Below are 26,657 nucleotides of genomic sequence, written 5' to 3'. Positions count from 1 at the left end.
CTTCTTATTGAATATTTTGGGAGCACTAGCTGCTTATGCTTTCTTCCCTAAAAAACCTTCTTTAAACATACAGTTTGAACAGCAAGAAAACCAATTATTCCTCGCTGCTTAAACCGAACTCACGTTATTTTATTTTTAAATGGAAAACTATCTCAATTTTACGAATGCCCAACTGCTCGAGGAGTGGTTGAAAGCTGACTCTTATCAAAAATTATTAGCAAGCCTAGATGTAATATCTGTTGGAATGGAGGGTTTAGATATTATTATACAGCTAAAATCTGTATATCCACATCTTCGTTTCGGATATATGTATCATACCCCATTGAATGAATTTTTAGATACTAAAGGTTGCCCTATTTTGTATAATTTCACTTATATACCGCTGGATATCCGAGTAAAAAGTCTGATTGGTGATGTGTATAGTGTTCAATATATTAATAGAAGCATAGTTCATCAAACATTAAAGCATTTTTCTGATCGAGTCCTCATCTTAGGTGGATTGACAGATGCTACATTGATTCGGCTTTTGGATTTTTATAATTTTAATCAGAAGAAACTCTTATTGCGAAGACCTATGTATTTTGAAACATCTTCCTTACGCGCTAGTATTAATAAGTTTTTGCGTTTCTCAAAATTACCATCACATATCCATGTCATGGATACAATCAAGATCAATCGCTGTTTACAGAGATTGGGACACACCACAACCATGAAGCAGTTACATGATGAAGTTTATGCCCATTGGTTTGCATTGATCTGTAAGTTGTTAAAGCTTCCTAATCTAGATATGTGGGACACTCCAAGAATTCGAATAGAAGCAGGATTGTATTATTAGGTTATTTTACGTGCTTTTGAGGTAATATAATATCAATTTATTATAATTTTTACGGTTTTCCGTATTGAAGTGTCAATTTTTTTGTAGTATTTTGTAGATACAACCAGTTATTATATACATGATTAAATTACCCAATGATATTGATTTAGATTTGTCTAAGGCAAAAGCTATTAAAGAGACTGAAAAGTATATCTGTTATGAATTCGATAATTTGATACTTAAGGTATACGATAAAAATGAAAGGCTGGAAGATAATAAAGATGATTGTACTAAATCTTTAGATGGGGATATGATTAAATAAATTACAAAACATCATCTAAAATAATGCAGTAGTATAGTTGAAGATAACCTGCGGTAATATTATTTAAACTGCTGCAGGTTATTTTGTTGATTTCTTTTTGTGCTATTTAACATCCCAAATTAGGAGAGTCCACTATGTGGTTATAGCCCCTTTCCCTCGAGTCATTGATCTTAGATGCTAGTGAGTTTAGTGCCTTACTACCCAAGATAATCCATTTTCAATGATAGCGCGTATCTAAATGCAAGTTTAGTTGATGGTATTTACTTTTTCAATTAGCAATTGAAGATTTGTACCTTTACGTTATGGAAAAACAGCAAAACAACCCATTGCATGGAAAGAGATTGGATGCTATTATCGAAGAGTTAGTCGTTCATTATGGCTGGGAGGAAATGGGACGAAGGATAATGATTCGTTGTTTTAATGATAACCCCAGTCTTAAATCTTCATTAGTTTTTTTGAGAAAAACTCCTTGGGCACGCGAAAAAGTCGAACAATTGTATATAAAAACCTTTGCTAAGTAATCGTTTATATGTTAACATTGTTTGATTTTGATAGTAGCTGTTTGTAGAAGTAGCTAAGTATGATGCAAAAATAAGTCGGTAAAAAGTTGTCCTTTTTAATATGAATACCAGTCGTTGGAAAGTATGTGAAAAATGTGTTGGGCGTGGTAAAAAAAGTCGTCGTTTGACAAAAAAAGCACGTATACAATATCAGTTGGCTTATGAAAAATATCTCCAATCCACTGAAAAGTTAACCGTTCCGGCTCGTCCCAAAGCGAGTATGTTTGATTGCCCAGATTGTATGGGGACAGGATTGTTGTCGACAGCAGATTATCTTATTCCTAATAGAGATAAGTTTCCGCATGTCGCCATTATTGGCGCGGGTATTGGTGGGGTGGCTCTTGCAATAGCATGTCTTCATCGCGGTATTCCATACACACTATACGAACGTGATTGTGATTTCAATACTCGTTCTCAAGGTTATGGTTTGACCTTACAGCAAGCAAATCGTGCTCTCAAGAAATTGGGTATTACAGCGTTAGCTGAGGGGATTATTTCTACACGACACCTTGTGCATACCACTGAAGGAAAGGTGATCGGAGAGTGGGGAACCCGAAAATGGACGAAAGGTGAATCTGTTAATAATCCAAAGAGATCTAATATGCATATAGCCCGTCAAGCGCTTAGACAAAGTTTATTGACATTGTTGTCAGATTCTACTGGTTTAGAATGGGGACATCAGTTTATGGATTTTGAAGAAGGGGGAGATGGTAGTCTAATGCTTCGTTTTATGGTAGATGGTGAAGAAAAGTATACTAAAACTGATTTGTTAGTTGGAGCAGATGGAATTAGAAGTAGTGTACGGAGCATGTTATTGACAGATGATGTCAAGCCATTGCGTTATTTGCAATGTATTGTAATATTAGGTATTTGTTTTCTGAATGATTTATGTAATGTAGACTCTGACTTGTTGGATGGTAGTACAGTGTTTCAAACCGCTAACGGTAAAGATCGTATCTATGTCATGCCGTATTCGTCTAATGCCGTGATGTGGCAATTGAGTTGTCCTATGGCAGAAAGCGAAGCTAAAGAATTGAGTGCAAAAGGAGCTTTTGCATTAAAAGAAGAAGCTTTAAAACGTGTGCAATGGCATTCGCCTATTCCTCAAATTATTGCGGCTACAGATGCTAGTTATATATCAGGCTATCCGGTGTATGATCGTGAGATATTGGATTCTGAATTAAAGGAGAATGGTGCAAATGTTACTGTGATAGGGGATGCGGCACACCCTATGAGTCCTTTTAAAGGGCAAGGTGCGAATCAAGCACTGTTAGACGCTCTTGCGTTAGCACAAAAAATTTACAACACTTTCCATTATACTGGTTGGAAGAAAGATGAGTTAAGAGCACAAGTGTTGACGCCTTTTGAAAAAGAAATGATGGAGAGAAGTAGTGTAAAAGTTAAAGATTCCGCGGCTGCGGTTGAGGTGTTACATTCAATGAAAGTATTTGAGGGCGGTGATCAGCCTAGAGGATTTCGTGAGAAAAAATAGCTTTTATTATTCATCTTCTTCCGCAATATAAATTTCATGAACTAAAAAGCGTGTATTTTTGCTAGGTATTAGCATATCTTCGAGATCTTCCGAATCAATAGGGTATAATGTTTCATTCGCTGAATCCAATAATTCAGAATCAGGAATGAGTTCAAAAATGGTGATGGTGTCAATCGTCGAAAGTTCTTCGACTTTAATGTATTCCACATTTTGTGCTTTCCAACTGTTCAAGATTGTTTTCGTAAATAATTGATAGGGATTTTTGTCTTGCACATTATTCATGTCTGCAAATATAAGCGTATTACCTCAATAATGATTTTTAGGTGATATAAATTTCATTAAAAAGTTATTATTGAAGGTAATTAATTAAATTTTTTAGACAAAACGTCGAATATTCTTTTGAAGAATGACTGCGGTAATTTAATGTACATACCATCTTCCCGTTCTTCGATGCGGTAAATTTTGATATTATTATTTTGGCCTACCGCACCTTTACCATCTACTAAATCAAAACTGTGCCGATGAAATGGACAGAAAAGCTTCCCTTCTTCACACCACCCATTTGCTAAATTGGCTCCAGCATGTGGACAAGTGTATGATGTAGCATGCCAGTTGCCTTCATGATAAATCAAACAAAACTTTCGTCCCTCAAGTTTAAGTAATTGTATTGGTGCTTTTATTTGTAGTGCACTAGAAGGAATTTTAATCCATTTCATTAGATTAAATATACGAAAAATAGGTTGATTTAAGAGTTCACATATTCGGATATGTACCTTTGTCTAATAAAAAAGCTCAATAAATAATTGAGCTTTTTTATTTGTGGAGTCGGAGGGATTCGAACCCTCGTCCAAACATAGTATGATTTACGCTTTCTACATGTTTAGCTTCTCTTTGATTGTCGAGAGAGGGAAGGTGAGTCGCTTACCTATACCGTTCTCCGTATTTGCTGAGTCTTATCACTACTTAGCAAAATCGCAGTGACCAGTTCTATTGTTCGATGCCCCTAATGTTAAACCAAAGAACAGGATCTAACGGGACAAATAGCTATGTTAAGTCTAACTTAAGCAGCTAAGGCGTAGTTTTCTTCGCCAGTTATAAGTGTGAAAGTTCAGATTAAAGTGCTCTACTAACAACGCACTACATGCTTACATAACCATCGCTATCCTGTCAATTCCGGTCGACCCCAATATGATTATGGACTACAAAAATAGTGAATAAACGTGAAATTATCAAGCTAAAGCTATTTAATACGTCCTGCCCGAAAAATAATTGGAAAGATTACACGGCGCACTTCTTGGTTTCCCCATGCCTCACGTAAGTCGTTTTCTATTTCCGAGATAGGATTATAATTCTTTTTATCACTAAAGTGATGAACTGCCGACCAAGTATTGAGGTAGCCAATCAAATGATCAAAACGCCATAGTTTAATATTATTGATTTCTGGAGTTTCCAATTCTCTGAAAGGAAAAGGTATTTGTTGATAGCGATTTTGGATATGCCTGCGCTCTGGATCCCAATATTCTCCAATTATATTGGAGTAAAAGTGTCGAATAATTTGGTCGATTTCAGGAGTTATATTGTTGAGTTCATAACCTATTAGGGCAATAATACCATTCGGCTTGCCAACACGCTTAACTTCAGAATTGAATTTTTCAATGTCAAACCAATGTACTGCTTGCGCGACAGTAATTAAATCAAATGTATTGTCTTTAAAGTTTGTTTTTTCAGCGGGTTGAATAGAATAATGAATATTATCACTTTGAAAAGCATGATTCAATTGTTGTTCACTTATGTCTGTTGCTTCTACGTGTTGAAAATCTTTAGATAATTCTAGTGCTACTTGTCCGTTGCCAGTTCCGCAATCCCATGCGTTTGCTTTTTCATTCAACAACGGATAAATAAAATCAAATATAGCTTGCGGATAATCTGGTCTATATTTGGCATATTGCTCGGGTGAAACAGAAAAATTATCTTTCATGGCTTAAATGCTTAGTTCTAATAAAGTTAACTTTTTTTAATCGTATTCCCACACATCTGCGATTAGATATTGTTGTTCATTATGAATAATTACAATATCTCTATTGTAACTAATTCCAAATTCATCGTCACGAATTACGGTGCGAAAAATGATTGTTTTATTAGTCTTATCTACATTCTTAACAAAAGATTCCTGTACGCTAATATTTCCCCAGTCTTGTCCTGAAATTAGAAATCCGATATGCAAAGGATGTATATTGGGTTTATAAATTTTCTGCCACTTTTTTTTAAATTCATCTTTTGTAAGGCTTCCTTCCGTGTCCAAATTTACATTCATAGCATCCATTTTAAATTCATAATATTCGGGAGTTGTAATCTCTTTCATATCTGAATTAGTACCATCGAAATGTTCAATAATGCCTTTTTCAAGCCAATCTTTTGCTGCTATTGTGTCGAATTCATCTTTTTGAAAATTTGTTTGTAGAGATTTATTGTCTGAATAATTCGAAATATTTTTTGAGTCAGATGATTTTGTGGGTTGTTGGCATGCGAAAAGGAAACATGCCGATATAATATAAAAGGTTCTCATATATGCACAATTAATAGCTTAAATATACAAAATATGATAGCGGGCATTGTGAAAAAAAAAACAGGAGTTTAAAATGAATTAAACTCCCGTTTCTGTTTAGATAAATAGATTCTAATATTTTTTATCCAATTTTGAAAGAGGTCATCGTAAGCGACCCTGCAACGGCTTGATCGTTGAAAATATCAATGTTTTCATTTTTCTCCTGGAGCCCCAAAGCGTATAACATAGGGATATAATGCTCAGGAGTCGGGATGGCTAATTCAAATTCCTTGCCTTGCTTGTGGTATTCAATCAGTGGAAGGTGATTGCCATCACGAATGTAGGTTTTCATAGTTTCGTCCGCGTATTTTGCCCAATCGTAAGCATATCCTGTACTATTCAAATGTTGCCACGACACCATTCTCAAGTTATGGACATTATTTCCACTTCCAACAATCAAAACACCTTTGTTTCTCAAAGCAGCAAGTTCTTTTGCTAACTTGTAATGATACGCTGGCGGTTGTGTGTAGTCAATGCTCATTTGTATCACTGGAATATCTGCATCAGGGTAAAGGTGCTTGATGACGGACCATGAGCCATGATCGAGCCCCCATTTATCGTCTAAATGTACGTCTGTACTTGTAACTATTTCCTTTGTCAATTTCGCTAATTCAGGGCTACCAGGAGCGGGGTATTGTACTTCGAATAATTCTTTTGGAAAACCGCCGAAATCATGGATGGTCTGCGGCATATCCATAGCCGTAACAAATGTTCCTCGAGTTTCCCAGTGAGCTGAAACAACTAGTATAGCTTTGGGCTTTTCTATCTTTTTACTAATATCGCGAAAGCCTTGTACAAATTCGTTTTCTTCAATAGCATTCATAGGGCTGCCATGCCCCAAGAAAAGAACCGGCATTTTACTTGTGTTTTCTAACTGTGTAGAAAAGGTTTGTAATTTACTGAGTTTATAAGCAGCTCCAGATAAAGGGAGTGCAGCGGCTGTGGCTAAAAATTGTTTTCTATTCATCTCTTCTTGCATAGTATTATTCTCAATTACTATACAAAGGTCAGAAATATGGGATAGGGGGAGGTATGAGTTTTTGGAAAAAATGTTGTGATTTTAGGAAAGTAGATTTTTCATATCTTCTCTAAATTCGGTTGGCGTTTGTCCAGATTTCTTTTTAAATACACTTGTGAAATAGGCTTTGTCGTGATATCCTAGTTCAAAACCAATTTCTGCAACGCTTTTATCTGTGGTGAATAAGAGTTTTTTAGCTTCAATTAATTTTCGGGTCTCAATAATTTCTGATACAGGAAGATGTAATATATGTTGTGTTATTGTATTTAAGGATTTGCTGCTCATAAAAAGTTTTTCTGCATAGAAGTTAACTCCTTCAGGCCTTCTGAAATTTTCTTCCAATATCTGCAAAAAGTTACGAAATGTGATATTCTGGTTATTTGTAATATTTTGATTGTCATTATATGCTTTTTTACGTTCACTCTCGACGATTGTGAATAGGGCAGATAATAATTCTCTAATGATGGGCAATTCAGGTGTCTCACTGCTGTGCTCTTCGTATATCAGTTTGCAAATCGTATCAAGTCGGATCGCATTTTTGTGATCTGAAAGCGTAAAATTAGCTTTGTCGTGGTAATAATTATAGAGTTGAAAAGTAATTTCTGGAATAAATTCACTTTTGAATCGTATGGACCATCCATCAAATTGCTTATCGTTTAATTCAGGAGATAGGCGATGAACCTTACCTTTGGTTACGAATGAGATGCACGGCGCAACTATGTTTTGTGTTTTATAATCTATGAAATGTGTTAATTTTCCCTTTAACACTATAATTAACTCCTCATAATCGTGTTGATGCGGATCATTTGGGTTATTCGCGATGGATTCCACTAATGATTCGTCTATTTTGAAGATATTAAATAGCTCGTGCATACCTAAAGATACTTTTTTTGATGATGAGTTTTATGAAATTAATGAAAATTGATTTTTTATGTAAATAATCCTATAAATTTTGGATTTATGAGTGATTTTTTGTGGTTTCACATAATTTGAAAACATTTTTAATATTTTTATTAACAAAAAAATGGTAAAAAAGTAATTTATGTCTTGTTTTTATAAAAATTTTGCACTTACTTTGGTTTAGAATTGAAAATTAACCAAAAATAATATGCAAACTAATCAAAAAAAATCCTTCGTTCCACTAATTGTGATTGCAATTTTAGTGATTTTGTGTTTATTCTTTCCCGGTGTGCCAGATGTAAGCAAAACTTACGAGTATAATGGTGCTGATGTAGCATGGATGTTGGCATCCACAGGGCTAGTTTTGATCATGACTCCAGGTTTAGCTTATTTCTATGGTGGTATGGTAAAGAAAAAGAATGTAATCTCTACCATGTTGCAGAGTTTTATCTGTATGGCTGTAGTAGCAGTTCTTTGGGTAGTCTTTGGCTTCTCACTAGTGTTTGGAGAATCTCTTGGTGGAGTAATCGGAAATCCTTCCACATTCTTCATGTTTAATGGTGTGGTAGATGGACCTCCTTGGCCAGGTGCGCCGACGATTCCTTTTACGTTGTTCGCTATGTACCAATTGAAATTCGCAATTATTACTCCAGCTCTTATTACTGGTGCAGTAGCAGAACGTATTAAATTTACTTCTTACGTATTGTTTATTTGTCTGTTCTTCGTATTCATATATGCTCCTCTTGCGCATTCTACATGGCATCCAGATGGGTTGTTGTTTAAGTTAGGTGTGTTAGATTTTGCTGGTGGTACAGTAGTACATATGTCTGCTGGTTTGACTGCATTGGCTGCTGCTATTTATATGAAAAATGGTAAACAATTTAAAGAACATACTCCTGCACGTATTACATATGTATTATTAGGTACAGGTTTACTATGGTTTGGATGGTACGGTTTTAATGCTGGATCAGCTTTTGGTGCTTCTCAACTAGCAGCTACAGCTTTAGCAACTACATCCACAGCATCTGGAGCTGCAGCTTTAACATATATCTTCTTTGATGCAGCGAAAGGTATCAAGCCTTCTGCAATGGGGGTATGTATAGGTGTGGTCGTAGGTCTTGTAGCTATTACGCCGGCAGCAGGTTTCGTAACTGTTCCGCACTCATTAATAATTGGTGCTGTAGCTGCTATTGTAAGTAGATTGTGTATCGCTTGGAGAACTAAATCAAACTTGGATGATACTTTAGATGTATTCCCTAGCCACGGTGTTGGTGGTATGGTTGGTATGTTGTTAACTGGTGTATTTGCACATAGTTCTATTAACAGTGTTGTTGAAACTAATGGTTTATTCTATGGAGAGACAGGTCTTTTTACCGCGCACTTAATTGGTTTAGTCGGAGCAATTGTGTTTACTCTAGTTGTAGCATTTGTGTTATTGAAAGTTGTTGATACGATTACGCCGATCCGAGTGAAAGAAGAAGAGGAAGAAGAAGGTCTTGATCTTTCGCAACATGGTGAAAAATTATAAGTAGAAATTTTTAATTAAGTGATTAATACAAAATAAAGAATCCCTCCTTAATATTATCTAAATTGTGTATTACTCGGCCTTTGGTAATGGCCGAGTAATTTTTTGCGATAAAAATAATTCCATTAGTAGTTGTAGCTTGTAATTTTTGTACCTTTGCGTCATCAATTCAAACTATGAGTGACGCTATAAAACACGAGTGTGGTATCGCACTGATCAGATTACTAAAACCCCTCTCATATTATCAAGAAAAATATGGTACGCCTTACTACGGGATAAACAAGTTGTATCTTCTTATGGAGAAACAGCATAACCGTGGTCAAGATGGTGCGGGTATCGCTACAATCAAATTTGATGTAAAGCCTGGAAATAGATACATTAGTCGCTATCGCGCAATGGGGTCTACAGCTGTAGCGGACATCTTTGAATATGTTCAAAAGAAATTTGCTGCGGTTCAGAAAGCTTATCCAGCTGAATCAAAAGACACACAATGGTTAAAGGACAATGTTAGCTTTACTGGTGAAGTATTATTAGGGCATTTGCGCTACGGTACACATGGTAAAAATAGTATTGAAAGCTGCCATCCTTTCTTGAGACAAAACAACTGGATGACGAGAAATCTTGTAGTTGCTGGTAATTTCAACATGACTAATGTTGATGAGTTATTGCAGCAATTGTATGATTTAGGTCAACATCCTAAAGAACAGGCTGATACTGTCACTGTTTTGGAGAAAATCGGTCATTTCTTAGATGATGAAAACCAGGAACTTTTTGATCAATTCAAAAAAGAAGGGTATTCAAATATTGAAATTTCAGCTCAAATTGGTAAAAACTTAGATGTAGCAAAAATCTTAACGCGTTCAGCTAAAACTTGGGATGGAGGGTACACGATTGCTGGAATTATGGGGCATGGAGATGCTTTTGTAATGCGCGATCCATCAGGTATTCGTCCAGCATTTTATTACCAAGATGATGAGGTGATAGTCGTTGCTTCTGAGCGTCCTGTTATTCAAACTGCATTTAATATTCCATTGCACGCGGTTAAGGAGATTAAACCTGGTCATGCCCTGATAGCCAAAAAAGATGGTACTGTTACCGAAGAAATGTTTAGACAGCCTTTGGAACAAAAATCTTGTTCTTTCGAACGCATCTATTTTTCACGTGGATCGGACGCAGATATTTACAAAGAACGTAAGCAGTTGGGTAAACTTTTGTGTCCTCAAGTGCTAAAGACTTTAAATAACGATATTAAAAATACGGTTTTTTCATTTATTCCTAATACTGCGGAGGTTTCATACTACGGTATGATGGAAGGCATGAATACCTATGTTCGTGATTATCAAAAGGAAGTTTTGTTAAATCGTGATGAGAAAATTTCGGATGAGGAGTTAAATGATATTTTGAGTTTACATCCTCGCTTCGAGAAGTTAAACATCAAGGACGCAAAATTGCGTACATTCATTACGCAAGACGCTGATCGTCAAGATATGGTGCAACATGTGTACGATACGACATATGGAATCGTTCGCGATCACCAAGATACGATTGTAGCAATTGATGATTCTATCGTACGTGGTACAACATTGAAACAATCAATTTTGACTATTCTTGATCGTCTTCATCCAAAGAAAATAATCATCGTTTCATCTGCTCCACAGATCAGATATCCCGATTGTTATGGTATTGATATGTCTCGTATGGGAGAATTTGTAGCTTTTGAGGCAGCAATAAATTTGTTAAAAAAGAACGGATTATCTCATATTATTGATGAAGTGTACCAAAAATGTCTTGCATCAATAGCAATGCCGAAGGATGAAGTTGAAAATTATGTAAAAGCAATTTATGAGCCTTTTACTGACGAGGAAATTTCACAAGAAATTGCTCGTATTGTTAAACCTCATAATTTGAATGCAGAATTGGAAATTATCTTCCAAACTTTGAATAATTTACATAAAGCTTGTCCGAACCATAAAGGTGATTGGTATTTCTCTGGAGATTACCCTACGCCAGGCGGTAATAAAACTGTGAATAGAGCCTATATGAATTGGGTGGAAGGAAAGAACGTAAGAGCTTATTTCAGTAATTAATAAATCCTATATATTAAAACTAAAGCTAATCGAGAAATCGATTAGCTTTTTTGGTAATTACCTGATAGCTTCAATGGTGTAAGTGAAGCTATCAGCTCTATAGTATCCAATGTTATACTCGATTGCTTTATTATTGATGTCAAATACAAATCTCTTTCGTATTAAAATAGGATCGTTGGGTTTTATATCAAGTTTCTTTGCAATATACTCTCCAGCGAGAGACGCAGAAATTTCTTCTTGAGAAGTTTTGGCAATAATATTAAATTCTTTCTCTAAAATTTCATATAATGGACGGCTAAAATTTTGTTGGCATTCCATTGGAATAATTGGATTGAAATAAGAAATAAAATAGACAAATGGAAAGTCTGCGTGTCCTCTGACTCTTTCTAAGGTCAAGCATGGTACAGATTCATCTATATTAAAAAAGTGTGTTACCTCTTGGTTAACTTTTTTTAAGCTTACTCTAAGCTCATAATTCTTTATTTCCAATCCAAGCATTTTCATTTCTTGAGAGAAACTCAACCAATTTTTTATCCCTCCTAACACACTTTTATTAGCAACTTTTGTACCTACACCTTTTTTACGTACCAACAAACCTTCGAATACTAGCTTGTTAATCGCTTGTCGTAATGTATTACGAGAAATCCCAAGTTTCTTGGATAATTCGACTTCGTTTGGTAATAGTTCTCCATTCTTATATTCTTCTTTCTTAATGAGTTGCCTAATTATGTTTTCGGCTTGTGCATGAAGGGGTATTGAATTGTTGTGATCTATTTTTAGATTCATGATTTGTAAAAAGTTGGTTCACAAAAATAAAAAAAAATTGCAATGTTCGTATTTATATAATTATATTTGAACAAACTTAATATGTTCATACATATTGTAACCAATTTATATTATATATTATTATGAGGATCCCAAATTACAATCGATTTCCGAGTACACATATTGATGCTAATGCGTGCGTTGGGTGGAATTCGTTATACTTAATTTTTAAAGAGCTTGTTCAAACAAATGATACTATATCGTTAGAGGTTTATCCTGGTGTAGATATATTAGCAATAATTGAATTTGTTAAATCCGCAAATCTTGGAGCTATAATCGATGTTCGGTCTCTTTACAAATCTGAGGAAGAGGTAAGAAAAATGACAGAAGTCTTCTTGACAAATGATGTTTTGTTTGGGTACATAAGTCCACTAAGAATTGATGATTATTTTGATACCGAAAAACTAAATGCATTAAAGATAACTGAGAGTGGTCAAGTAAAATTTATTATCGGAACGGGATCGAGTATAGCTGCTGGGAATGAGGTGCCTGTTGTTTACTTTGATTTGAGTAGATGGGAAATCATCCAACGATTTAGAAAGAATGAAGTTGATGGGCTGGGTGTTAACTCGAAAAATGAACCTGTTTCTTTGCAATATAAGCGAGGCTATTTTAATGATTGGAAAGTAGCGGACAGGTTAAAGGAAAAATTATTTTCTTCAATTGATTATTGGGTTGATACGCATAATCCATCAAGTCCAGTAATAATTAGTCATGCCAGTTTTTTGACTGGAATTGAGAAAATTATTCAAGCACCATTTAGAGTTGTACCATTTTTTGATGCCGCTCCTTGGGGGGGGCAATGGATGAAGGAAAAATTTGGTTTGCCTGATGACAAAGAGAATTATGGTTGGGGTTTCGATTGTGTACCAGAGGAGAATAGTATTCTTTTCAATTTCAACGGTGTCAACTATGAATTTCCTGCTGTAAATCTCGTTTTGCTAAAGAGTAAAGAGTTATTAGGGGAGCCCGTAGAAGCGCGGTTTGGTAAAGATTTTCCTATACGATTTGACTTTTTGGATACTGTTGAAGGAGGTAATCTAAGTTTACAAGTTCACCCAACAATACATTTTTCCAAAGATAATTTTGGGCTTCACTACACTCAAGACGAAAGTTATTATATCGTAGATGCTAAACCGGAATCTGTTGTTTATTTAGGTTTAAGGGATTCTGTAGGAGATGGAGATGAGATGTTTAAAGAGTTAGAAGAGGCGCAACAAGGTAAATGTTCATTTAATGCGGAAATGTTTGTTAATACTTTCCAAATTAAAAAACATGATCATTATCTAATACCAAGCGGTACTATACATTGCTCCGGAACTAATTCTGTTGTCTTAGAAATTAGCTCCACTCCAAATTTATTTACTTTCAAATTGTGGGATTGGGATCGTTTAGGCTTAGACGGTAAACCAAGACCTATAAATATTGAAAGGGGGAAACAGGTTATTAACCTAAATTGTAAAGAAGAATACACTAAAAATTATTTGGTCAACCGAATTGAAAAAATTGCAGTAGGGGAAGGATGGCTAGAAGAGAAAACAGGTCTGCATCCTAGTGAATTTATCGAAGTTCGGCGTCATAGCTTTACTTCCAAAGTAGAGCATTTCTCAGGTTCTAGTGTGAACGTTTTGAATCTAGTTGAAGGAGAAGAAGTTGTTGTAGAAAGTCCTACTAATTCTTTTGAACCGTTTGTCGTTCATTATGCAGAGACATTTATTATTCCTGCCTTATTAGGTGCTTATACGATTAGACCCTATGGGATTGCTGAAGGAACTCAATGTATCACATTGAAAGCTTTTGTTCGTATTTAAAAAGGATATTATGACTACTTCAAATTCAATAAGATCCTCACTAATAGTACTGATGTTATGTTTCTTTACAATGGGGGTTGTAGATCTGGTTGGTGTTGCTACTAATTTCATAAAAGAAGATTTTCATTTAGATACTTTTACAGCCAGCCTAATACCGATGATGGTGTTTGTTTGGTTTGCAGTGTTTTCTATTCCTTCTGCCTTTTTGATGAATCGAATCGGTAGAAAAAACACTGTTTTAATTTCTGTGATAATAACATCCCTATCTTTAATCATACCATTTATATGGTATGATTTTATTTTTATATTGATCTCATTCGCATTAGTAGGAATTGCAAACACACTTTTACAAGTTTCTCTAAATCCTTTGGTGAGTGATGTTGTGTCATCACAAAGATTAGCAAGCACGTTAACATTTGGTCAATTTGTCAAAGCAATCGCTTCTTTTTTAGGACCAATCTTAGCCAGTCTTTTTGCTGCTCAGTTTGGTAATTGGACATACGTATTGTTTGCTTATTCATTATTTTCTATAGTTTGTTCAATTTTACTTGCCAATACAAAGATCGATGAGACAAGCGGAGATCAATCAAATTACCAGCGAGCTACTTTTTCAAAAACATTGATACTTTTAAAGTCTCCTTTTGTTGCTTTTTCTTTTCTTGGAATTTTAGTTATTGTGGGTATTGATGTTTGCATGAATACAAATATAGCTCTTTTACTAAGCGAAAAGTTAGGTGTTACAGTCCAACAAGGAGCATATGGCATAAGTGTTTATTTTGCTGCTAAAACTGTAGGTGCTTTCTTGGGGGCAATAATCTTATTAAAATATAACAGTAATAATTTCTTTAAATGGAGTATGCTTATTTCTTTCATTGGTTTTTTTCTTTTGATTGGAACAAGCGTTGCGTGGTCTCTGTATTTAGGAGTTGTGCTTATAGGCATAAGTTGTGCAAATGTATTTTCAATTATTTTCTCAAATGTTTTGAATTATAATAAAAAAGAAGCCAATGAACTTTCATCATTAATGATAATGGGAGTAGCTGGGGGCGCGATAATAACACCAATAGCAGGTTATTTATCTACACAATTTGGTTTGTGGTCGGCCTTTCTACTTATGCTTGTTTGCGCTTGCTATTTGTTTTCCTTAACGATATTCTTATATAAAAAATCTGCATTATGAGAACAATAGATGATTGTATAGTCATGACACTGGATGCTGGTGGAACGAATTTAGTGTTCTCTGCTATTCAAAATTATAAAGTAATAACACCAATGCTGACAAAGCCTGCATTTTCTGATGATCTAGATCAATGTCTTAGACAAATTGTAGAAGGATTTCAGGAAATAAAGAATATGTTATCAGAGTCTCCTGTTGCCATAAGTTTTGCTTTCCCAGGACCAGCAAATTATACACAAGGTATTATTCTAGACTTACCAAATATGAAAGCCTTCAAAGGAGGGGTAGCTTTAGGTCCATATCTTGAAGAAGTGTTTAATATACCCGTCTTTATTAATAACGATGGAAATTTATTTGCATATGGCGAAGCATTATGTGGTGCTTTGCCTATGTTGAATCGAAGGCTGGAATCTGATAACATTAATAAAAAATACAGAAATGTAATAGGTTTGACGTTTGGTACTGGTTTTGGTTCTGGGGTGGTAATTGATGGGAGACTTTTGACTGGAGATAACGATTGTGGTGGAGATGTATGGGTGTTTAGAAATAAATTTTATCCAAATAAGATTATTGAAGAGAGTGTAAGTGCACGTGCTATAACTTCAGTATACAACAAGCTCACTTCGCAACAAGATAACAGTTTGACGCCTAAAGATGTATTTTCAATAGCAGAAGGCGAGTTGGAAGGCGACCAAAAGGCGGCTCAAATGAGTTTTAGTAGATTAGGTGAGGCTGCTGGAGATGCAATTGCACATATACTCACTTTTATAGATGGTATAGTCGTTTTGGGTGGAGGGCTTATGCGTGGTTCAAAATATATAATGCCAGCATTATTAAACGAACTAAATTCTACTTTGGAATTGAATGCTAATGAAATTACAGCTCGATTGCAAATGAATGTTTTGCATTATAAACCAGAGATTAAAATAGATAACCTTTTAAACAATCATAAAAATATTAAAATTCCCTATTCAATAAAACAAATCCCCTACAATCCTATAAAAACAACATTTATTATGAAAACTACCTTAGGAACAAGTGCATCAATCTCACTTGGTGCATATGCTTATGCATTATACAAGTTTGGGTATTTACCTAACTAGTTGTAAACAATTTAATTATGATCTAATGAAAGATTTAATACCAATTCAAAGAAACTGGTACAGGGATTTTAATCTCTGTTCTTTCCAGCACATTGTAAAATATCTTATTATATTTTGCACGACATTTCTGTTTTTTAGTCCGAATTTATTGGGCCAAACAAATCATTCACTAAGAGGACTTTTGGTTAATTCTACTCATGAGCCAATCAGCGGAGCTTCTGTAACTGGATCCGATGGAATAAGTGTAAGTTCAGATGCCAACGGAAATTTTACTATTGAACTCTCAAAACCTGATGCCTCTATTAGTATCAGTCATGTCAGTTATGACACTAGAGTGGTAAAATTGAATGGTGAAACATTTTTAAGGATAGTCTTGCAGTCCATTGAAAATACTTTGGATGAAGTTGTTGTGGTCGGATATGGTACACAAAAAAAATCTAACGTAACTGGCGCAATTTCTTCTGTGAACGTCAAGGAATTAGAAAGCAAGCCAGTACTTAATGTCGTTGAGGCTTTGCAAGGTACTACGCCTGGACTAACAATTCAGCAAAGTACTTCTCAGCCAGGGAGTCGGCCAGCAATTAACATTAGGGGAATAAATACTTTGAATAACAATGACCCAATGGTTATTATTGATGGTATAATTGGAGATATTCAGAATGTAAATATGTCGGATATTGAAAATATATCAGTCTTGAAAGATGCATCCTCAGCCGCAATTTATGGATCAAGAGCTTCAAATGGCGTTATATTAATTACTACAAAGAGGGGGAATAAAGATTCTTCTATCATCCGTTACAATCTTAATTTAGCGAGCCAAACTCCTACTTTCTTACCCAGTATTGTAGAACCTTGGGTATATGCAGAATTAAGAAATGAAGCTTTATATAATTCTGGACGTCCTGTACAATTTTCTGCTGATCAAATCATGGATTTCAAGCAGAATTATAAAAATACAAATTGGATGAAAGAAATATACAAGGAAACGTCACCTCAATCAGCCCATGATTTATCTATATCTGGGGGAAATAATAAAACAACTTATTTAGTCTCTGGTGCTTATACCCAACAAGAAAGTATGCTTAAAGGACCTGATTACGGATTAGATCGTGCTAATTTTCGATCAAATATAGAGTCTCAGGTTACAGACCGATTTAAAATTGGATTATTGGCAGCTTATGCGCGTAATACAATTAAGGATCACGCCTACTGGACAGAATGGATAATTGAGCAAGCTACGCGCATGCCTTCAATTTATCCAATTTTGAATGCTGATGGAACGTACAATTATCCAAGTGGTAGTAATTCTAATGCGTTAGCTCGGTTAGAAAAAGGTGGTTTGAGATCTAGCGCAAATGATGATCTATCAGGAATATTAAATGCAGAGTTTAAAATTTTAGATGGACTGAAGTTGAAGGGAATGTTAGGAAGTCAGTTGTATTACAATAGATTAAAAGAGAATAGAGCAGCAATTCCTGGTTCTGGTGATTTGGAAAATAGAAGTACAAACAGTTCTCAAAAAATCCAAAATATTACTTCTAATTTATTATTAAGTTACGACAAAAACTGGGGGGCTCATACGTTGTCTTCATTAGCGGGATTTACTTACGAAGGAGGTACTGACAATCGTTTCGAGACCTTTAGAATAAAAGATAGTAACGATTTCGATATTATGGGAGGCTTGCAAACTACCAATACGGGTAATCAAGAGTGGCAGTCTGAATGGTCGATTTATTCATTTTTAATGCGTTTGAATTATGACTATGCTAATAAATATATGCTTGAGCTCAATATCAGAGATGATTTTTCTTCTAAGTTTAGAAAAGGTAATCGGTCGGCATGGTTTCCGTCAATGTCAGTAGGATGGCGTATTTCGGAAGAAGATTTTTATTCCGAGAATTTGAAAAATATATTGCCATCAGTTAAGCTTAGAACATCTTGGGGATTGGTTGGTAACAATCGTATTGCTGATTATCAATATCAAGCTACGGTTAATGTCGTACAAGGTTACAATTTTGGAAATACAATGTTTCCAGTAGCATCATTTGATGCTGTAAATCCTGATCTAAGATGGGAAACTACAAGTATGTTTAATATAGGAGCCGATTTAGGATTATTAAAAAATAAACTGACCTTATCTGCTGAATACTATGTAAATGATACTTATGATATTTTGATAGCCATTCCTGTACCAAGTTTATATGGTGCTGGAGCGCCTATTCAGAATGCAGGTAGAGTACAGAATAAGGGATGGGAGGTTGCAGCAAGATATTTATTCAATACAGGAAATGTAAATCACACTTTATCCGCGAATATTTCGGATAGTGAGAATAAAGTTATTGACATAAAAGGTACGGAATGGATTAGTGGTTTTGATGTGAATACTATAGTTAGAGAAGGATACCCAATACATTCATATTATGCATATCGTGCTGATGGATTTTTTCAGAATAATGAAGAGGTGTCAAGTGGACCACATCTGACTGGTATAACCCCTAAGCCTGGGGATATTAGATATATTGACAAGAATGGCGATGGAACTATTAAAGAAGATGATGACCGTTTTATATTAGGCAATAGATTCCCCCGAATTCTATATGGAATTAACTATGCTGCCAATTGGAATAGTCTTGATTTCTCTATGTTTTGGCAGGGTGTAGGGCAAAGAAACGTGTGGATGCGCGGCGAATCTGTAGAAGCTTTCCACAATAATAATGAGGGTCCTGTTTTCGATTTTCATATTGATAGATGGACTACCATGAATCCCCATGCTACTTATCCTAGACTTACAGTAGGAGCTGAATCTGCAAATAATGCTACAAAATCAAGTTTTTGGATTGATAATGCAGCGTATCTGCGATTAAAAAATATTCAACTTGGATATACACTTCCATCAGAATGGACAAACAAGGTTTCTTTGAACTCCATAAGAATATACTCAAGTATTCAAAACGCGCTCACAATAACCAAAATGAAAGGAGGGTGGGACCCCGAAGCTTCTGATGGTTCCGGAAGAATTTATCCTGTCAATCGAACATTCTCTCTTGGATTAAGTGTTAACTTTTAATTTCTACACCATGAAAAGTAAAAAAATAATATATGCATTAGTGTCATTGCTAACGGCTAATATTGTCACTTCTTGTAATAAATTGGATCTCACACCACATGATCGAACTACAGATGTTGAATATTGGAATAATCCTGAATCTGCATTGTATATGGTTAATAAATGTTATCAAGGACTAAATAATGCATATGAGGTTTTATACGCAGATGCTATGACAGATAATGCTTATACCAAAGTCACAAATAGCTATAATCAATATATAGGAAATGGAACCTATTCTACCGCTGATGGCTATGTTCATTCAGTATGGGCTAATCGATATGCAGGTATTCATCAATGTAATCAATTACTCCAAAATATTGATTTAGTTCCCAATTTAAGTGAAGCGCTAAAGAATAGATTTCGAGGTGAGGCACTATTTATTCGTGCATATCACTATTTTGAATTGTATACTAAGTTTGGTGATATTCCATATTTTACCCACGTAATTTCCATTGATGAATCAAAAAACATCGGTCGGACAGCTAGACAAAATATTGTTGAAAATGTGTTGAATGACTTGGATGAAATTATCAACAATAATTATTTGCCCACCGATTATGATGAGCAAAATGTAGGAAGGATAACACGTTGGGCAGCTATGAGCTTGAAAGCTCGCATACTTCTTTTTGAAGGTAATGGTAAATATGCTGAAGTTTTGTCCATTACCGATAAAATAATAAATGAAGGTGGATTCAGTCTTCATGGGAATTACGAAAGTTTATTCACAGTTGAAAATGAGAATAATAGCGAGGTCATACTTGATGTACAATACAAGTCGGTAGATAGAGAGCATCAGGTGCAATATCATTTTTTGCCACCATCTTTAGGAGGCTACTCGCAATTATCACCTCTGCAGGAATTAGTAAATAATTACATTACATTGGATGGTTATTCAATTACAGAAGCCCCAGTTACTAGTTATGATCCATCTAATCCTTTTGAGAATAGGGATCCTCGATTAGCAGCCACAGTCATGTATACTGGAAACTCCTATACACTTGAGAATGGAACACAACATGTAGTGGATACTAGAAAGGGATCATCGCCAGATGGTTTTGGTTTTTCTTCAGATGCATCTGCAACTGGATATTATTTCAAAAAATATTGGGATAATAAGTATAGGTCAAATTTATATTCAGGTCTAAATATAATTTTAATTCGTTTTGCCGATATCTTATTAATGCGCGCAGAAGCATTAATTGAATCAGGTGCGATGAATAATGCAGAGTGGAATAGAACAATCAGACCTTTGCGCGTAAGAGCAGGTTTTACAGAAAGCAGAGCCCTTGATTTTCCCGGAACTAGTGATTTGCGCAAAATAATTAGACAAGAAAGAAGAAGTGAGTTGGCTTTTGAAGGACTTAGACATCTAGATATTATGCGATGGAAAATTGCTGACCAAGTCTTGAATGGTTGGGCTCATGGTATGTATACAGGAGATGCTATAGGAACGGATAATGGATTTATCCGTGTAGAAAACAGAAGTTTTGATCCTGCCAAGCACTATTTATGGCCTATTCCACAATCCGAAAGAGATTTAAATAAAAATTTAACTCAGAATACTGAATGGTAATCTTAACCTAATCAAATTATGAGAAACTTATTATTATGTATACTAGTAGTTTTTGTTACCTTAAGCTGTGAGAAAAACTATGAATTAGGCACTGCATTTAACGTGCCGTCCACTCTTTCTTCACCGACTAAGGTTGAAATTGATGTGACTTCAACTCAAAACGTAGAGTTTAGTTGGGATGGAGGTGGTGCTGAAGATGGATCCTATGTGCTATATGAAGTTCAGTTCTTTAAAAAAGATACGAATATGAAGGATCCTGTAGAAGTGATGCAAAGTGATTTAGGTGCATTGTCAAAACTTACTATGACACATGCAACTTTAAATGCTATAGCGCGTAAGGCAGGTGTTTTACCTGGAGAAAACGGTGTCATTACTTGGACTGTAAGTGCTTCTAAAGCTGGCGTTGTAAAAATAGCAGAAGCCTCTAGAGATATCGAAGTCGTAAGGGGTGAAGGTATTGACAATATGCCTGAGTCTCTATATTTACATGGTGCTGGTAATGAAAGCCAAGGGCAACAAGGTACATTGTTTCGTAAGGCGAAAGATGGGGTATATGTAGTGTATTCGAAAGTTGGTGGAAATGGTGATTTATTGTTAAAAGGCTTATCTGGAAATGAATCGTTTGATTATACAATTGATAATGGTAAACTAAAAGAAGGAAGTGGAAGCTTACAATTAGCACCTCAAACTAATCCATATCGCATTACTGTAGATTTTAATACATTGTCTGTCAAATCAGAGCTGATTTCAAATGTAAGATGTGTTTGGGGAGCCACCTTCGATGTAATTGGCAATTTAGCCTACACAGGTAATGGCAAATTTACTGCTTCCAATAGCTTAATTCGTTTTATTGATCCAAATGTACCTGCTACCAATCCTCCAAGTTGGCTGTCATGGATTGAAGAAAGATATTATTTTATTGCTTCAGTGGATGGAGTAGATAAATGTTGGGGAAGGAATGATGGAATTAGCCCTGAACGACCAACAGGAAATGAATCTTTAAAATTCTATGAACTTGGCGAATTTAATTGGAGCCAATGGGATCATTTGTGGAAAATGAGTGGAAACCTAAATAATAAGAGAGCAACAATTTCTATCAATACCAATAAGGAAAATTTGATGATTCATGAATTCACGAATATTACAAATCCTTAATATGAATACTTATGAGAGTAATTAAAAATATATCGATTGTCATTTCATTATTTGTTTTGGTTGCATGTGATGATGGATCAGAAAAATATGTGAGGCCAGAAGGAGGTGTCACTCCTCCCACTTCAGAAGTGAATAGTGCAAAGCGAGCATTTGAAATTTTCGGATTGATAAATCAGTATTATAAAGCAGGTGATTTGTTCAAAGAAAATTATCCAATGCAACAAGGTGATGCTAATTATTCATTTCTATGGCCTTATGATGCAGTGGTAAGTGGTGCAGCACAATTGCATAAAATTGGCTATGATGTGAATTATAAAAATGTGGTTAATGGTTTTGAAAAATATTATACTCAATCTGCTTATAACAATAACATAGGAGCATATGGCTCATCTACCAATGGTAATATAGGCGGAGGAACTCGTTTCTATGACGATAACTCTATTGTAGGAATAAATCTTTTAGAGGCCTATGATTTAACAAAGGATCCTATTTATTTAGAGCGAGCCGCTAAAATAGTTCCTTTTCTCGAAAGTGGTATAGATAATAAATTAGGTGGAGCAATGTGGTGGAATGAGGATTTTAAGTATAATTCTACTCAATCTGATGCAAATAAACCAACCTGTTCAAATGGCTATGCTATGCTGTTCCTTCTAAAATATTATGAGGTATGTCCTGAATCGGAAAAGACTAAAGTTTTGCAAATGGCCAAAGAGCTTTATCAATGGTTACGCGAAAATTTGTATGACGCATCATCTAAATGCTATTGGAATGACAAAAATGCAAATGGTACGATAAATACAAGGTTGTGGACATACAATGCAGCGGTAATGATTCAGAACGGAATTAGATTGCATCAAATTACTAAAGACATTGAATACTTAAATCAAGCAAAGATTACTGCGCAAGGAGCGTATGATTATTTTGTAAAGAACCGTAATGGTATTTTGTCATATACTGATACAGACCCATGGTTTAATACGAAACTATTGTTGGCCTATATTGATATAAGTCCATTTGATGATAAAGCGAAGACCTTTATTAACACTTATTTTGCTTTTATAAATCATGGATATGATAAAGCAAGAACTGACATTGGTTTTTTCTTTGAAGATTGGACGGGAGGTAATCGAGGTCGATATTATTCTTTGCTAATGCAAGGGGCGGTGGTTGAGTCTTATGGAGCTTTGGCGAATTATAGAGGAGATAAAATAAAATAGAAATATGAAAATACTTATTTTATTTCTAATGCTTTTTGGTTCAAATATGATGATTGGACTAACACAACACATGGGGAATAAAAATATTCAAAGAGGTGAAGAGCTTTTCCAAATCATTTGGAATAAATATCGCGTCCCTAAGTATGGATTATTTGCAGAGTATTATCCTAATTCATATAAACCAAATCTTACGTATTTTCACCAACAAGAACAACAAACAAAAGAAGTATCTTACCTCTGGCCAATGAGTGGTGTCTTTTCGTCAGTCAATGTACTTATGGAAGTTGATTCCGTGAAATACAAAGCCTATCTTGATTCTATGGTAAATGCTGTCGAACTCTATCTGGATACAACAAGATTCCCAAAGGGGTATCAAGCATATCCTACACAATTCGAAAAAGTAGACAGGTATTACGATGATAATGGATTAGTTGGAATTGATTATATAGATGCATATACATTGACGAACGATCAGCAGTATTTAAACAAAGCTATCGAGATAATGAGTTTTATAGAAAGTGGGTGGACAGATGATTTAGGTGGAGGGGCTTCATGGTTGGAAGGTGTACGAGACCAAAAACCAGCATGTACCAATGGAAAAGCAACTGTATTAGCATTGAAAATCTATAACGCAACTAAAGATGTTAGGTTTCTTCACTATGGAATAAAATCGTATAATTGGATGATGTCGACGTTACTTGATGATTCCCTGCACATCATTTGGAATTCATTATTAACCAAAGATCAAATCAAGACCGAAATACAAAAACATCCTTATACCTATAATACAGGAACCATGATTCAATCTGCTGTGCATTTGTACACCATAACTAAAAATGAAAAGTATCTCAATGATGCGCAAAGAATGGCTAATGGTGCATATGCATTTTTCTTTGCTAGAATGGATAACGGAATCCCTTTTGTGAAGGATATTCCATGGTTTACGCTGGTGTTGTATAGAGGATTTGAAGATTTGTATAAAATAGATAAAAACCCAAAATATATTAATGCTATTCGTGAGAGTGTAGAATGGATTTGGGAAAATGCTAGGGATGTTGAAGGATTACCATATAAAGATTGGACTGCACGAAAAGACGAAAAAAATGAGCCAAAATGGTTATTGGATACTTCGTGCATGATTGAACTTTACACCCGAATAGGATTGTTATAAAATCTAAATTTTGAAAAATAAATAATGAGAAAATTAAACATTTTACTTAGTTGCTTAGCATTATGTCTACTCGCTTTTTCGTGCGCAGATAGACAAGAAAATAATGTCAAATTAAATGAATACGTAAATCCAAATATAGGAAGTGTGCATAGTAGATGGTTCTTCTACACCCCTGGTGCTGTTCCATTTGGAATGGCAAAACTCGGACCTTCAACAAATGGATCATATGGAAATGCGAATGGCTGGGAAGCTGTGGGATATGAAGATGGACACCAATCGATAGAAGGTTTTGCTTGTTTTCACGAATTTCAGATTGGTGGTGTTATGCTTATGCCTGTGGTCGGTGAATTGAAAACCTCTCCAGGTAGTTTGGAAACACCTGATGAAGGTTATAGATCTTCATTCAAAAAAAATAGCGAGTTTGCAACTTCAGGCTATTATAAAGTTGTATTAGATAAGTATAATACAACCGCAGAATTGACCGCTACGGATAGAGTAGGTTTCCAAAAATATACATTCCCGAAATCGAATAATGCATACATTTTATTTGATATAGGTAATAAGCTTGGCGAAAGTGGTGATGCTCAAGATGCTTATATTAATCTGAAAGATTCGACGACGATTGAAGGTTATGTTATTACAAAACCTGAATATGTTAAAAAATATCAGCCCGAAGCCACTATAAAGATGTATTTCTACGCTAAACTAAGTAAGCCTGCAAAGAAAGTGCATACATTTTATCGTGGTAAGTTATTAACCGACCAAACATCAATTAAAGGTACGGGCGCATGCTTAGCTGTTAACTTTGAAACAGAAGAAAATGAGGAGGTACTCGTGCGAATTGGACAATCTTATACTTCTATTGATAACGCGAAAAATAACTTTGAAAATGAAGCTGTAAATTTAAGTTTTGATCAAGCAAAGGATGTCGCTTTAAATCGCTGGAACGAAATGTTAGGCAGAATCAAAGTTGATGGTGGAGAACAAAATGATCGCGTAAAGTTTTATACAGGATTGTACCATGCACTTTTAGGAAGAGGATTGGTAAACGATGTGAATGGAGCATATCCTCGTAATGACGGTACTGTGGGGCACATAAATATTATAAATGATGCTCCTGAATTTAATTATTATAATACAGATGCAATTTGGGGTGGATTTTGGAATTTAACCCAATTGTGGGCGCTAGTATATCCAGAATATTATTCGGATTGGTTGAAAAGCCAACTTTTAGTATACAAAGAGACAGGATGGCTTGGTGATGGGATTGCTAATAGTAAATATGTCTCAGGGGTAGGCACAAATTTTACGGGTTTGGCTATTGCTTCTGCCTATAATGTAGGAATACGTGATTTTGATGTTAATTTAGGTTATGAAGCTGCTTTAAAAAATGAAATCGAAGGATTAAACAGACCTGCAGGTGCAGGAAAATTGGATGTTGCTTCTTTTGTTAGCCGAGGCTATTGCCCTTACATACCAAGTGATGAGTATTTTATTACTAAACAAGATGAAGGTTCTGTTTTCGGGGCTTCACATACAATGGAATACGCTTACAGCAGTTTTGCGGTGGCGCAATTTGCTAAACACTTGAACAAAGAAGAGGATTACCACAAATTATCAAAATTAGCTTCCAATTGGGAAAATTTGTTTGATTCAAAGACAGAGCTTATCAGACCAAAATTATTAGACGGAAGCTTTTTGAAAGAATTTGATCCAATGGCGCCATGGACAGGATTTCAAGAGGGGAATGCTATTCAATATACATTCTATGTGCCTCATGAGCCTAAAAAACTGATTGATAAAGTAGGACACAATGTATTCAATACACGTCTTGATAGTATATTTATTGTATCACAAAAGAATGTGTTCGGTGGTGGCACGACAGTAGATGCGTTTGCAGGAATTCATGCGCTATATAATCATGGTAATCAACCTAATCTTCATATATCTTGGTTATTTAATTATTCTGGAAAGCCATACTTAACTCAAAAATGGGTGCGCGCAATATGTAATCAATTCTATGGTATAGATGGATTACATGGATATGGATATGGACAGGATGAAGATCCTGTTTTCAGCAAGTCATTTTAACTTAACTCAAACTCACTGTAATTCAGTGTATTACTGTTGAATTATTTAAAAATAGGGTGTCTCATGGCTTTTTTATCTATTTTGTGATGTGTTTGTCAGAAA

22 protein-coding genes, 1 other RNA gene and 1 pseudogene are annotated in these 26,657 nt (G+C 35.2%); 16 read left to right on the top strand and 8 right to left on the bottom strand.

The window, feature by feature from the left end; genetic code table 11:
- From FLS47_RS19140 to FLS47_RS12025, 5 genes and pseudogenes are all read left to right on the top strand, one after another.
- Nucleotides 1-112: pseudogene (locus FLS47_RS19140) on the top strand (IS982 family transposase); the annotation flags it as partial.
- Nucleotides 113-139: 27 nt separating this feature from the next.
- Complete coding sequence (locus FLS47_RS12040) at nt 140-835, top strand: hypothetical protein (RefSeq protein ID WP_149914619.1); 696 nt, start codon at nt 140-142, stop codon at nt 833-835.
- Nucleotides 836-953: 118 nt separating this feature from the next.
- Entirely contained in the window at nt 954-1,136 is a 183-nt protein-coding gene (locus FLS47_RS12035) for a hypothetical protein (protein ID WP_149914618.1), read from the top strand.
- Between the two features lie 302 nt (nt 1,137-1,438).
- On the top strand, nt 1,439-1,657 hold the full coding sequence (locus tag FLS47_RS12030; RefSeq protein WP_149914617.1) for a VF530 family protein: 219 nt from the start codon (nt 1,439-1,441) through the stop codon (nt 1,655-1,657).
- Nucleotides 1,658-1,757: 100 nt separating this feature from the next.
- The gene (locus FLS47_RS12025) at nt 1,758-3,188 is read left to right on the top strand and encodes an FAD-dependent oxidoreductase (RefSeq protein WP_149914616.1); all 1,431 of its coding nucleotides are present in this window, start codon (nt 1,758-1,760) and stop codon (nt 3,186-3,188) included.
- Between the two features lie 6 nt (nt 3,189-3,194).
- Here the strand turns inward: FLS47_RS12025 and FLS47_RS12020 are convergent, their stop codons facing one another.
- The 7 genes from FLS47_RS12020 to FLS47_RS11985 form a co-directional block, all read right to left on the bottom strand.
- A complete protein-coding gene (locus tag FLS47_RS12020; protein WP_149914615.1) occupies nt 3,195-3,470 on the bottom strand; it encodes a hypothetical protein in 276 nt (91 codons plus the stop codon).
- Between the two features lie 80 nt (nt 3,471-3,550).
- Nucleotides 3,551-3,904, bottom strand: coding sequence for a Rieske (2Fe-2S) protein (locus FLS47_RS12015; protein ID WP_149914614.1), 354 nt, complete (start codon nt 3,902-3,904; stop codon nt 3,551-3,553).
- Nucleotides 3,905-4,005: 101 nt separating this feature from the next.
- Nucleotides 4,006-4,373, bottom strand: a transfer-messenger RNA (tmRNA) gene (ssrA, locus tag FLS47_RS12005).
- Nucleotides 4,374-4,428: 55 nt separating this feature from the next.
- Nucleotides 4,429-5,166 carry a class I SAM-dependent methyltransferase gene (locus tag FLS47_RS12000; RefSeq protein WP_149914613.1) on the bottom strand — a complete coding sequence of 246 codons (738 nt, stop codon included), beginning with the start codon at nt 5,164-5,166 and terminating at the stop codon, nt 4,429-4,431.
- Between the two features lie 36 nt (nt 5,167-5,202).
- Nucleotides 5,203-5,754 carry a hypothetical protein gene (locus tag FLS47_RS11995; protein WP_149914612.1) on the bottom strand — a complete coding sequence of 184 codons (552 nt, stop codon included), beginning with the start codon at nt 5,752-5,754 and terminating at the stop codon, nt 5,203-5,205.
- A 121-nt stretch (nt 5,755-5,875) separates the two neighbouring features.
- Nucleotides 5,876-6,772: a 4,5-DOPA-extradiol-dioxygenase gene (ygiD, locus tag FLS47_RS11990; RefSeq protein WP_223225266.1), complete on the bottom strand. Its 897-nt coding sequence runs from the start codon at nt 6,770-6,772 to the stop codon at nt 5,876-5,878.
- 81 nt (nt 6,773-6,853) lie between these two features.
- Nucleotides 6,854-7,684 carry an AraC family transcriptional regulator gene (locus FLS47_RS11985; RefSeq protein ID WP_149914610.1) on the bottom strand — a complete coding sequence of 277 codons (831 nt, stop codon included), beginning with the start codon at nt 7,682-7,684 and terminating at the stop codon, nt 6,854-6,856.
- 235 nt (nt 7,685-7,919) lie between these two features.
- Here FLS47_RS11985 and FLS47_RS11980 point away from each other — a divergent pair, with 235 nt between their 5' ends.
- Nucleotides 7,920-9,239, top strand: coding sequence for an ammonium transporter (locus FLS47_RS11980; RefSeq protein ID WP_149914609.1), 1,320 nt, complete (start codon nt 7,920-7,922; stop codon nt 9,237-9,239).
- Nucleotides 9,240-9,412: 173 nt separating this feature from the next.
- On the top strand, nt 9,413-11,323 hold the full coding sequence (locus FLS47_RS11975) for an amidophosphoribosyltransferase (RefSeq protein WP_149914608.1): 1,911 nt from the start codon (nt 9,413-9,415) through the stop codon (nt 11,321-11,323).
- A 57-nt stretch (nt 11,324-11,380) separates the two neighbouring features.
- On the opposite strand, the gene FLS47_RS11970 is transcribed toward FLS47_RS11975, so the two are convergent.
- Nucleotides 11,381-12,109, bottom strand: coding sequence for a GntR family transcriptional regulator (locus tag FLS47_RS11970; protein ID WP_149914607.1), 729 nt, complete (start codon nt 12,107-12,109; stop codon nt 11,381-11,383).
- Between the two features lie 122 nt (nt 12,110-12,231).
- Here FLS47_RS11970 and FLS47_RS11965 point away from each other — a divergent pair, with 122 nt between their 5' ends.
- The 9 genes from FLS47_RS11965 to FLS47_RS11925 all read left to right on the top strand — a co-directional run bounded on the left by FLS47_RS11965 (nt 12,232) and on the right by FLS47_RS11925 (nt 26,555).
- Entirely contained in the window at nt 12,232-13,959 is a 1,728-nt protein-coding gene (locus tag FLS47_RS11965) for a class I mannose-6-phosphate isomerase (RefSeq protein ID WP_149914606.1), read from the top strand.
- Between the two features lie 10 nt (nt 13,960-13,969).
- The gene (locus tag FLS47_RS11960; RefSeq protein WP_149914605.1) at nt 13,970-15,139 is read left to right on the top strand and encodes an MFS transporter; all 1,170 of its coding nucleotides are present in this window, start codon (nt 13,970-13,972) and stop codon (nt 15,137-15,139) included.
- Nucleotides 15,136-16,239, top strand: a complete 1,104-nt coding sequence (locus FLS47_RS11955; RefSeq protein ID WP_149914604.1) for an ROK family protein — start codon at nt 15,136-15,138, stop codon at nt 16,237-16,239. Before FLS47_RS11960 ends, FLS47_RS11955 begins: the two co-directional genes overlap by 4 nt.
- Before the next feature lie 181 nt (nt 16,240-16,420).
- Entirely contained in the window at nt 16,421-19,306 is a 2,886-nt protein-coding gene (locus FLS47_RS11950) for a SusC/RagA family TonB-linked outer membrane protein (RefSeq protein WP_262713878.1), read from the top strand.
- Nucleotides 19,307-19,316: 10 nt separating this feature from the next.
- The gene (locus tag FLS47_RS11945; RefSeq protein ID WP_149914602.1) at nt 19,317-20,921 is read left to right on the top strand and encodes a RagB/SusD family nutrient uptake outer membrane protein; all 1,605 of its coding nucleotides are present in this window, start codon (nt 19,317-19,319) and stop codon (nt 20,919-20,921) included.
- A gap of 18 nt (nt 20,922-20,939) precedes the next feature.
- Complete coding sequence (locus FLS47_RS11940; protein WP_149914601.1) at nt 20,940-22,076, top strand: SusE domain-containing protein; 1,137 nt, start codon at nt 20,940-20,942, stop codon at nt 22,074-22,076.
- Between the two features lie 11 nt (nt 22,077-22,087).
- Nucleotides 22,088-23,293 (top strand): glycoside hydrolase family 76 protein, encoded by a 1,206-nt coding sequence (locus tag FLS47_RS11935; protein ID WP_149914600.1) that lies wholly within the window; start codon nt 22,088-22,090, stop codon nt 23,291-23,293.
- Nucleotides 23,294-23,297: 4 nt separating this feature from the next.
- The gene (locus FLS47_RS11930; RefSeq protein ID WP_149914599.1) at nt 23,298-24,464 is read left to right on the top strand and encodes a glycoside hydrolase family 76 protein; all 1,167 of its coding nucleotides are present in this window, start codon (nt 23,298-23,300) and stop codon (nt 24,462-24,464) included.
- Nucleotides 24,465-24,488: 24 nt separating this feature from the next.
- Complete coding sequence (locus FLS47_RS11925) at nt 24,489-26,555, top strand: GH92 family glycosyl hydrolase (RefSeq protein WP_149914598.1); 2,067 nt, start codon at nt 24,489-24,491, stop codon at nt 26,553-26,555.
- The last annotated feature ends 102 nt before the right edge of the window (nt 26,556-26,657 follow it).

This window comes from Sphingobacterium cavernae (assembly GCF_008520265.1).
GTDB classification, from domain to species: domain Bacteria; phylum Bacteroidota; class Bacteroidia; order Sphingobacteriales; family Sphingobacteriaceae; genus Sphingobacterium; species Sphingobacterium cavernae.
The sequence above is the reverse complement of the archived record's forward strand: the minus strand, read 5'-3'. Positions and strand labels throughout refer to the sequence as shown.

Bases quoted from the DNA above. Each gene is read 5' to 3' on its own strand.
- FLS47_RS11955 (WP_149914604.1), top strand. From the start codon at position 15,136: ATGAGAACAATAGATGATTGTATAGTCATGACACTGGATGCTGGTGGA.
- FLS47_RS12035 (WP_149914618.1), top strand. From the start codon at position 954: ATGATTAAATTACCCAATGATATTGATTTAGATTTGTCTAAGGCAAAA.
- FLS47_RS12020 (WP_149914615.1), bottom strand. From the start codon at position 3,470: ATGAATAATGTGCAAGACAAAAATCCCTATCAATTATTTACGAAAACA.
- ygiD (WP_223225266.1), bottom strand. From the start codon at position 6,772: ATGCAAGAAGAGATGAATAGAAAACAATTTTTAGCCACAGCCGCTGCA.
- FLS47_RS12000 (WP_149914613.1), bottom strand. From the start codon at position 5,166: ATGAAAGATAATTTTTCTGTTTCACCCGAGCAATATGCCAAATATAGA.
- FLS47_RS12025 (WP_149914616.1), top strand. From the start codon at position 1,758: ATGAATACCAGTCGTTGGAAAGTATGTGAAAAATGTGTTGGGCGTGGT.
- FLS47_RS11925 (WP_149914598.1), top strand. From the start codon at position 24,489: ATGAGAAAATTAAACATTTTACTTAGTTGCTTAGCATTATGTCTACTC.
- FLS47_RS11965 (WP_149914606.1), top strand. From the start codon at position 12,232: ATGAGGATCCCAAATTACAATCGATTTCCGAGTACACATATTGATGCT.
- FLS47_RS12015 (WP_149914614.1), bottom strand. From the start codon at position 3,904: ATGAAATGGATTAAAATTCCTTCTAGTGCACTACAAATAAAAGCACCA.
- FLS47_RS11975 (WP_149914608.1), top strand. From the start codon at position 9,413: ATGAGTGACGCTATAAAACACGAGTGTGGTATCGCACTGATCAGATTA.
- FLS47_RS11940 (WP_149914601.1), top strand. From the start codon at position 20,940: ATGAGAAACTTATTATTATGTATACTAGTAGTTTTTGTTACCTTAAGC.
- FLS47_RS12040 (WP_149914619.1), top strand. From the start codon at position 140: ATGGAAAACTATCTCAATTTTACGAATGCCCAACTGCTCGAGGAGTGG.
- FLS47_RS11960 (WP_149914605.1), top strand. From the start codon at position 13,970: ATGACTACTTCAAATTCAATAAGATCCTCACTAATAGTACTGATGTTA.
- FLS47_RS11995 (WP_149914612.1), bottom strand. From the start codon at position 5,754: ATGAGAACCTTTTATATTATATCGGCATGTTTCCTTTTCGCATGCCAA.
- FLS47_RS11980 (WP_149914609.1), top strand. From the start codon at position 7,920: ATGCAAACTAATCAAAAAAAATCCTTCGTTCCACTAATTGTGATTGCA.
- FLS47_RS12030 (WP_149914617.1), top strand. From the start codon at position 1,439: ATGGAAAAACAGCAAAACAACCCATTGCATGGAAAGAGATTGGATGCT.
- FLS47_RS11930 (WP_149914599.1), top strand. From the start codon at position 23,298: ATGAAAATACTTATTTTATTTCTAATGCTTTTTGGTTCAAATATGATG.
- FLS47_RS11945 (WP_149914602.1), top strand. From the start codon at position 19,317: ATGAAAAGTAAAAAAATAATATATGCATTAGTGTCATTGCTAACGGCT.
- FLS47_RS11985 (WP_149914610.1), bottom strand. From the start codon at position 7,684: ATGCACGAGCTATTTAATATCTTCAAAATAGACGAATCATTAGTGGAA.
- FLS47_RS11970 (WP_149914607.1), bottom strand. From the start codon at position 12,109: ATGAATCTAAAAATAGATCACAACAATTCAATACCCCTTCATGCACAA.
- FLS47_RS11935 (WP_149914600.1), top strand. From the start codon at position 22,088: ATGAGAGTAATTAAAAATATATCGATTGTCATTTCATTATTTGTTTTG.